Origin of the sequence: Acinetobacter sp., from assembly GCF_049284435.1 — a bacterium.
Classification (GTDB): domain Bacteria; phylum Pseudomonadota; class Gammaproteobacteria; order Pseudomonadales; family Moraxellaceae; genus Acinetobacter.
The window spans coordinates 1-9,163 of record NZ_JBAPXX010000013.1; the positions used below are offsets into that span (position 1 = coordinate 1).

A 9,163-nucleotide genomic window follows, 5' to 3' on the forward strand; every position below is an offset into this window, starting at 1 on the left:
AACTGTGCGCCATAAGGAATTAAACCCTGTACAACGCAAGAGAAAATATCCATCAGTGCCGCAGAACGCCTTGGATCCACGCCGTATTCTTTAGCCACTTCACGTGCCATATCACCCGACAGAATAATCGCCACGGTATTATTGGCCACAAAGATATTTGAGAATACTACCAGGAAGCTGATCCCGATTTCGCCGGCACGTTGCTGACCGACTTTAAACAGACGGGTCAGGCTATAAATGCGCTCGATCAGCCAGCGTAAACCGCCTTCACGTTGCATGATTGCCGACAGGCCACCCAGAAACATTGACAATAATGCCACTTCAAACATGCCGACAAAGCCATCGTAAATTGAAGTATTCAGTTTGAGCAGATCAAATTCAGCTGTGGCAAACAGGCCAAACAAGCCGGAAAGTAGCACCCCAATGGTCAGTACAGCCAGAACGTGTAAACGACTAAAGGCTAAAATAAATACGGCGATATAAGGTAAGACTAGAAGCCAATTAAAATCCTTGTATTCCACTGCATTGCTACTACCGGTACTCAATACGTAAATCAAAATAGTGACGATTGAGGCTGGAACCGCAATCCAGACATTGACTCTGAATTTGTCACGCAGTTGTACGCCCTGACTAGTAGTTGCAGCAATGGTGGTATCCGAGATCATTGAAAGATTGTCACCGAACATGGCACCACCAACGACCGCACCAACCGCATAAACTACATTGATCTCGGTGACCTCGGCAAAACCAAAAGCGATCGGCGCACAGGCTGCAATCGTGCCCATGGAGGTACCCATCGCCGTGGCAATAAAGGCCGAGATCACAAATAACATCGGAAGAATAAATGTGGGTGGGATAACCGACAAGCCCATCTGCACGGTGGCATCCACACTGCCAATGGCGCTACTGACGCTGGCAAAAGCACCTGCCAGCATAAATACCATAAACATCAGAATTAAGTTCGGATGACTGGCACCTCTGAGGAATTCCTCAATGCCTTGGTTGAGTTTGCCGCGATACACTAATGCAGCCAAGATAATCGCAGGCAGGGCAGCCACAGGCGCTTTCACCTGATAGAACGCGAACTCGGTTCCGATCAGGGAATGATAGATCCCGCTACCCAAAAACAGGGTTAAAAATACAATAAGCGGCAGCAGTGCAATGGCGCGTGCCTGCACTGTAGCCTCAGAATCAGTCTGCATAGGAGATAAAAAAGTAAGAGAATAGGACTAGTATAAAGCAGGTTTTGCTATTTCAGAAAACTTTAAATGAATGCGCTAACATCTGCATTTTTATTAATTTTTACATAATAAAAATAAGTTTATCTAAATATTCAGGATTTTAGGTAATAGCAAAATTAGGCATCTTTGATCATTGTGAAAAAAATCAAAATAATCGTAAATAGACCCTTCCGAATTGTTTTGAAATCTTCGCGCAGGAAATGAAGTACTCGAGGTCGGTATTGCAGACTGTTCATTGGACAAAAAATAGCGTTACAATGCGATGTCTTGTATTTCTACATAGTCAATGTCTCAAGTTTGAAACACGTTAAGGAAAATACCTCTCTATGTCACGTTTAGCCACACGATTTGGACAACTTAAATCTCAACAGCGTAAAGCTTTAGTTTCTTATGTCATGGCGGGTGATCCGCATCCAGAAGTCACGGTGCCTTTGCTGCATGAGATGGTGGAAGCGGGTGTCGACGTGATTGAGCTGGGACTTCCTTTCTCAGATCCGATGGCAGATGGGCCGGTGATTGCGCTAGCTGCCGAACGTGCTCTGGCAGGTGGGACCAATACTCTGGATGCACTGCATATGGTGAAAGAATTTCGCTTGAAAGACCGCGAAACACCGGTGGTGCTGATGGGTTATCTGAATCCGGTTGAAGTAATTGGCTATGAAAAGTTTGTGGCTTATGCCTATGAATGTGGAGTAGACGGTGTGCTGCTAGTGGACTTGCCACCAGAAGAAGCACAAAGTCTGGGTGAAGTACTGGAAAAATATGACATGGATCAGATTTTCCTGCTGGCACCAACTTCAACCGATGCACGTATTCAACATGTAGCAAAACAGGCCAGCGGCTTTATTTACTATGTGTCACTGAAAGGCGTGACGGGTGCAGCAACTTTAGATGTTTCTGAAGCCGCTGCACGCATTCAAAAGATTAAAGCTGTGACTGATGTTCCTGTAGGCGTAGGTTTCGGTATCAGTGATGCTGCATCTGCGAAAGCGATGGGTGTTGCTGCCGATGCAGTTATTGTGGGTAGTGCGTTTGTAAAGCAGTTTGCAACGCTCGAACCAGAACAAGCCGTTATTGCGACGGTGAATAAAGTCAAGGAGCTTCGAGCAGCGCTCGATGAGTTAGTATGAGTCAACAACTGAAATCAGGCAAAATTCTGAGCCCATCGACCCCATGGACGGAGCGTACTGTTCCGGGCATTCAGGTACCCGATGAGCAAACAGCGTATAAAGCGACATTTACCGAGCCTACGATTGAGTGTCCTGAATGTCATGCATTGGTGACCCGTACTGCCATGTCATTCAATGCCTATGTATGTCCGCAATGTGATGAACATTTGCGCATGAAAGCCCGTGAGCGTCTGAACTGGTTCTTTGATCAGGTACAAACAGAATTGGGTCAGGAGTTTGTAGCCAAAGATCCACTGAAATTTGTCGATAGCAAAGCCTATCCAGACCGTATGGCTGAAGCGCAAAAGAAAACCGGTGAAACTGAAGCACTGGTGGTGATTCAAGGTTTGCTGAAAGGCGTACCGATGATTGCCTGTGCGTTTGAATTCGATTTCATGGGCGGTTCTATGGGTACTGTGGTCGGTGACCGCTTTGTTCAGGCGGCAGAACGTGCAATTGAAGCCCGTCAGCCTTTGATCTGCTTTGCTGCTTCGGGTGGTGCACGTATGCAGGAAGGCATGTTGTCCCTGATGCAAATGGCGCGTACTTCGGCTGCGATCCAGCGTTTAAAAGAAGCGGGTCTGCCTTATCTGGTGGTACTGACTCATCCGGTATACGGTGGTGTGACTGCCTCATTGGCGATGCTAGGTGATGTACATCTTGCAGAACCGAAAGCCATGATTGGCTTTGCCGGTAAACGTGTAATCGAACAGACCGTACGTGAAAAACTGGAAGAGCCGTTCCAGCGCGCGGAATATTTGCTTGATCATGGGGTAATCGATCAGATTGTTCACCGTCATGCATTACGTGATACAGTTTATCGTATCGTTACGAAGTTGATGAATTTGCATTGAACACAGCACCCTTAGCAACAGATTCTTTAAACACATGGCTCGATTATTGGAGCCATGTTCACGTTACGGGTATTGATTTAGGTCTGGAACGTGTCATTCCTGTGGCTGAAAAGCTGGGAGTAACATGTCCGGCAGCCAAAGTGCTGACGGTTGCAGGAACCAATGGTAAGGGTTCGACCACCACTACACTGGCCGCGATTCTGAATGCGCAAGGCTTCAAGGTCGGGCTATATCAGTCTCCACACGTGTACCGTTTCAATGAACGCGTGAAATTACGCGGCACTGAAGTGGAAGATCAGTTGCTGATTGATGCTTTTGTTCAGGTTGATCAGGCTCGTCGCGAATGCGGTTTGAGCCTGTCTTTCTTTGAAGCCACCACACTGGCCGCCTTTGTGATTTTTAAAGATCAGTGCTGTGATGTCTGGGTGCTGGAAGTCGGTTTGGGTGGTCGTCTGGATGTGGTCAATGTGGTCAATCCGGATGTTGCGGTGATTACCAATATTGGTCTGGATCATACCGACTGGCTTGGTGACACCATCGAGAAAATTGCTTTTGAAAAGGCCGGAATTATTCGCCCGGATATTCCAGTGATCTTTGGTGGGCAGCAACAGATCCCGCAAGCGATTCTGGATAAAGCCCAAGAATGCAATGCACCTTTGTATGCAATCAACCGTGATTATTTCTATGAAGCCTTTGAAGATGGGCAAAGCTGGGCATTTGCTTCTTCAGGTACGACCTTAAAGCTCCCAACAGGTTCACTGGCGTTAGATAATATTTCTACCGCTGTGGCTACCATTCTGCTGAGCGGATTAAACGTCAGTCAGCAGGCGATTGCACAAGGGATTCAAACGGCAAAATTGCCGGGACGTTTTGAAGTTCGTCAAATTCAGAATAAAACCGTGATTTTTGATGCAGGACATAACCCGCATGGGGTGGAATTTCTGCTAAAACAATTACGAGATTATTTAAATTACAATCAAAAATATAATGAAGTCATTTGTGTATTTTCAATGCTGGTAGATAAAGATATAAATTCTGTCGTCAAGTTATTGAAAGACACGGTTCAATTGTGGAAAATTGCACCATTATCCGTCCCACGTGCGGCAGAAGTCACAGTTTTGGCTGATGCTTTAAGCGGTGAGGCGGTAGAACAATTTGACAATGTAAAATTAGCTTTTAAATCAGCACTGGATCAAACAGATAATAATCAGCTGATTTTGGTATGTGGATCATTTCATACCTTAGAAGCGGTATGGGAGTATTTGGAAGAATGTCAATGAATAACAAACAGCGCTGGATGGGCGGTGTTGTTTTACTCGGTGGTGGTGTTTTATTGGCAGCATTACTCCTGAAAGGCCAAGATGAAATCAATCAGGACCGTCAGCAAAATCCGGCACAGGCTGCGGAAGTTGAAAATAAAGAGACAGGCAATCATTCGCTCGGTTCTTTGACGGTCGATGTGGAAACAGAAAAGCGTTTACTTGAACAGCAACGTCGTGATCGGGAAAAAGCTGTTGCAGAACAGGAGGCGCGTGCAGCCGAATTTTTAGCGATGCAACAGCAGGCTGAAGCAGATGCTGCGCGTAAAGCAGCTGAAGAATACGCTGCCCTAAATGCACATCGCTTGGGACAACAAAGTTCGGATAATATTCCACCAGAACTGGTTGAAGATGAACAGGCCAAGCAGAAACGTCTGGCTGAAGAAAAAGCGGTGCAAGAAAAAAAGTTAGCCCAGCAGCAGCTGGACCAACAAAAAGCCAATAGTTCTACTGATGCAGCCAAGAAAGAAGCAGAGCGTAAAGCTGCTGAAAGCAAAGCCGCTGAAGAAAAACGCAAGTTAGAGCAACAGCAAAAAGCCGAAGCAGAACGTAAGGCGGCTGAAGCTAAACGTAAAGCTGAGGAAGAGCGTAAAGCAGCTGAAAAGAAAGAAGCTGAACGTAAAGCTGCAGAGGAAAAACGTAAAGCTGACGAAAAGCGTAAAGCCGAAGAAGCCAAGAAGAAAGCAGAAGCTGAACAGGCACGTAAGTTACTGGAAGGTGAAGAGGACAAGCAATGGATGGTGCAGGTGGCACTGGCAGCGAATGAAGCCAATGCAGATGCTGTAGCAGCCAAACTGCGTGCAAAAGGTTATAAAGTGACCAAAAGCTCAACTTCTAAAGGTGTACGTATCATGGTGGGTCCGTCTAAAGACCGTGAGACTGCGGATGCACTCCGTAAGAAAATTGTGTCTGATGCCAGCCTTAATATGAAATCAGCTTGGGTGAACGATTGGGTGCCGCTGGATAAGCGTTAATTCTTTACATTAACCAAAGTTTCTGTAGATGGATTCGTGAGTTGCTCGCGAAGCCATTTTACATTTTCAGGGGTGAATAGATTTTCAATATTGCGCCAAATGGCATGAAAGCCATAACCGCCATGTTTCATTTCCTGTAGTGCCTGCTCAATTGGCCAATGTTCAAAAATAATCCGGTACATGGCGACACTTGCACCGGTTCGGTCTGAACCGTGATAACAATGCAGGAGCACCTTTTGATGATTTTGTTGTGCTTGCTTAATCAGTAGCATAACTTTCAATAAATCTTCCCGATCAATTGCCCAGGTATGTATGGGTACATGATGCAGCTGAAAGTTTTCATTGCTCAAAACAAAGCTGTCTTTATCCCGTGAACGTAAATTAATAACCACATCGATTTGATGCTGCTTTAATAAAGGAATGAGTTCAGTTGAAGGCTGCTCACTACGATAGACAAAATTGCTGATTTGATGAAAATTATGATCCTGATGAATGGGCTGTCCCCAATGCTGAGGACGTTGCTGCTCAGGCAGAGTGGGTGTAGTCATACAACCTGTCAGGAGGCAGCTCATCAGGATTGGAAATATGCAGATTTTCATACAGAGCATAGATGTGGTTTTTGTTATTTCAAGTTTAAAGTGGATATGAGATTTTGAATATAAAAAAGCCTATCCAAAGATAGGCTGTATCAACAAATCGAATTCGTGGCACGTCAATATCGTATTCGATAAAGCATAAAATCTGGAAAATAGAATTTCTCTTATTCTTTAATTCGCTTGTCTTACGAACCCCTACAGCAAAGCTTTATTTATAACTACGCGCTTCGCTTGCCTTGAGAACAACTAAAGCAGTGCTTTAATTATTACTCGAAGCATAGCTTCTCGTCTTCTTGCGGAATATATTCCTCAGGACGGAGCAGTGCTCTGCTTATCCTTGCTCAGGATGTGGCGTTAAGCGCAGGTAAGGCGTGACCGCGGTATAACCTTTTGGAAACCGTTGCTTGATATCTTCCTCATCTTTCAGTGAAGGGACAATCACCACATCATCGCCATGCTGCCAGTTTGCTGGCGTGGCTACTTTATGGCTATCGGTGAGTTGCAGGGAGTCTACGACACGCAAGATTTCATGGAAATTACGACCGGTCGATGCAGGGTAAGTAATAATCAAACGGACTCTTTTGTTGGGATCGATGACCACTAAAGAACGAACCGTTAGAGTTTCGCTGGCATTCGGATGAATAAAGTCATACAGCTCGGAAACTTTGCGATCCTGATCGGCAATAATCGGGAAATTCACCGTGGTGTTCTGGGTTTCATTGATATCTTTAATCCAGCCATGATGCGACTCCACATCATCGACCGACAAGGCAATGGCTTTAACACCACGTTTTGCAAACTCATCTTTAAGTTTTGCGGTATAGCCAAGCTCAGTGGTACATACCGGTGTATAGTCGGCCGGGTGTGAAAATAAAATTCCCCAGCTATCACCCAGAAAATCATAAAAATTAATCAGGCCTTCACTGGATTGCTGTTCAAAATTCGGTGCGGTATCGCCTAGACGTAAACTCATCTTTTTAGCCTCAATTGGTCTTTTAATGTCAAGATACGATTTAATATGAATCAATTTTTTTATGATTAAAAATAGTGTTTTTTGCTTTCTTTATGAGTAAATTGCATAAGTGGGATATCCATCTATCCAGAAGCGCAAAAATCAGTCACTTAATTGACTATGTTGCACAGGGAAAATTTGCTACATTACTTTGCCTTAGATCTTAGGGCTAGAACCAAGGATCAGATTTTTTTAGCGGTTTTACAGCAAAACCCTTGTAGTTCAAATTTCTAGCACCATAATAACGACTAAGAACATATTCATTTGACAAGCAAGATTTAGAGAGTCTATTCATGTTGGCAAGTCTGATCGGAGGAATCTTCGGTACCAAAAATGAGCGCGAACTCAAACGCATGCGTAAAATCGTAGACAAGATTAATGTGCTCGAGCCGACGATATCTACCCTTAGCGATGCAGACTTATCTGCAAAAACTGAAGAATTCAAACAACGATATAATAAGGGTGAAACCCTCGATAAATTACTGCCTGAAGCATTTGCAGTCTGTCGTGAAGCCGCGAAGCGGGTGATGGGCATGCGTCATTATGACGTGCAGCTAATCGGTGGTATTACCTTGCATGAAGGTAAAATCGCAGAAATGCGTACTGGTGAAGGTAAAACCCTGATGGGTACTTTGGCCTGTTATCTGAATGCCATCAGTGGTCAGGGTGTGCATGTCATTACCGTAAACGATTACCTGGCGCAACGTGATGCCGAGTTAAACCGTCCATTATTCGAATTTTTGGGTCTAAGCATCGGCATTATTTATTCCATGCAAAATCCGATGGAAAAAGCCGAAGCTTATCGTGCCGATATTACTTACGGTACCAATAACGAATTTGGCTTTGACTACCTGCGTGACAACATGGTGTTCTCGCTGGCTGAGAAAAAGCAGCGTGGTTTGACCTATGCCATTATCGATGAGGTCGATTCGATCCTGATTGATGAAGCACGTACCCCACTGATTATTTCTGGTCAAAGTGAAGATTCTTCACAGCTTTATGCAGCCATCAACAATATTCCACCAAAATTACAGGCACAGAAAGAAGAGAAAGTGCCGGATGGCGGTCACTTTTGGATTGATGAAAAACAGCGTTCAGTTGAAATTACTGAAGTGGGTTTTGAAACCATTGAAAGTGAACTGATTGAGATGGGCTTGCTGGCTGAAGGCGAGAGCTTGTATTCAGCATCGAACCTGAATCTGTTGCATCATGTTACTGCAGCGATCCGTGCGCATTATCTCTATCAACGCAATGTCCAATACATCATCAACGATGGTGAAGTGATTATTGTCGATGAAAATACCGGTCGTACCATGCCGGGACGTCGTTGGTCTGAAGGTTTGCATCAAGCCGTAGAAGCCAAAGAAGGTCTGGAAATTCAGCCGGAAAACCAGACTCTGGCAACCACAACCTTCCAGAACTATTTCCGTCTGTATAAAAAATTATCTGGTATGACCGGTACTGCTGATACTGAAGCAGCGGAAATGAAAGAAATTTATGGTCTGGATGTGGTGCTGATTCCGACCCACCGTCCAATGATTCGTCAAGACCATAACGATTTAATTTACTTAAATCGTGAAGGGAAATATAACGCGATTATTCAAGAAATTCAGCGTGTGCATGAAGCTGGTGTTGCACCAATTCTGATTGGTACAGCCACCATTGAAGCTTCTGAGATTCTGTCGGATAAGCTAAAAGCGGCAGGGATCCAGCATGAAGTACTGAATGCCAAACAGCACGAACGTGAAGCCGATATTATTGCGCAGGCTGGTGCACCACGTGCAGTGACGATTGCCACCAATATGGCTGGTCGTGGTACCGATATCCTGTTGGGTGGTAACTGGAAAGCATTGCTGGCTAAAATTGAAAACCCAACCGCTGAAGATGAAACCCGTCTGAAAGCGGAATGGGATGCCAGTCACCAATCGGTGCTGGATTCGGGTGGTTTGCATATTATCGGTTCTGAACGTCATGAATCGCGCCGTATTGATAACCAGT

Annotated in this window: 8 protein-coding genes; 5 read left to right on the plus strand and 3 right to left on the minus strand. The window is 44.9% G+C overall.

What is annotated here, in order from left to right; translation table 11 throughout:
• Positions 1–1,202: Na+/H+ antiporter NhaC family protein (locus WAK81_RS01105; protein WP_422195333.1), on the minus strand; the 1,202-nt coding region annotated here is incomplete at its 3' end.
• 365 nt (positions 1,203–1,567) lie between these two features.
• Between WAK81_RS01105 and trpA the strand changes: the two genes are divergently transcribed.
• From trpA to WAK81_RS01125, 4 genes are read left to right on the plus strand one after another with little or no spacing between them, the layout of a single operon-like run.
• Positions 1,568–2,371, plus strand: a complete 804-nt coding sequence (gene trpA, locus WAK81_RS01110; RefSeq protein WP_422195334.1) for a tryptophan synthase subunit alpha — start codon at positions 1,568–1,570, stop codon at positions 2,369–2,371.
• Positions 2,368–3,264, plus strand: a complete 897-nt coding sequence (accD, locus tag WAK81_RS01115) for an acetyl-CoA carboxylase, carboxyltransferase subunit beta (protein ID WP_422195335.1) — start codon at positions 2,368–2,370, stop codon at positions 3,262–3,264. Before trpA ends, accD begins: the two co-directional genes overlap by 4 nt.
• A complete protein-coding gene (gene folC / locus WAK81_RS01120; RefSeq protein WP_422195336.1) occupies positions 3,261–4,544 on the plus strand; it encodes a bifunctional tetrahydrofolate synthase/dihydrofolate synthase in 1,284 nt (427 codons plus the stop codon). The genes accD and folC overlap by 4 nt, the downstream gene beginning before the upstream one ends.
• Entirely contained in the window at positions 4,541–5,557 is a 1,017-nt protein-coding gene (locus WAK81_RS01125; protein WP_422195337.1) for an SPOR domain-containing protein, read from the plus strand. Before folC ends, WAK81_RS01125 begins: the two co-directional genes overlap by 4 nt.
• Here WAK81_RS01125 and WAK81_RS01130 read toward each other — a convergent pair.
• On the minus strand, positions 5,554–6,156 hold the full coding sequence (locus WAK81_RS01130; protein ID WP_422195338.1) for a dual specificity protein phosphatase family protein: 603 nt from the start codon (positions 6,154–6,156) through the stop codon (positions 5,554–5,556). The two genes, WAK81_RS01125 and WAK81_RS01130, sit on opposite strands and share 4 nt — an antisense overlap.
• 328 nt (positions 6,157–6,484) lie before the next feature.
• Positions 6,485–7,126, minus strand: a complete 642-nt coding sequence (locus tag WAK81_RS01135; RefSeq protein WP_422195339.1) for a peroxiredoxin — start codon at positions 7,124–7,126, stop codon at positions 6,485–6,487.
• A 332-nt stretch (positions 7,127–7,458) separates the two neighbouring features.
• Here WAK81_RS01135 and secA point away from each other — a divergent pair.
• Positions 7,459–9,163, plus strand: a 1,705-nt coding sequence (gene secA, locus WAK81_RS01140; protein WP_422195340.1) for a preprotein translocase subunit SecA, incomplete at its 3' end; no start/stop codon positions are given.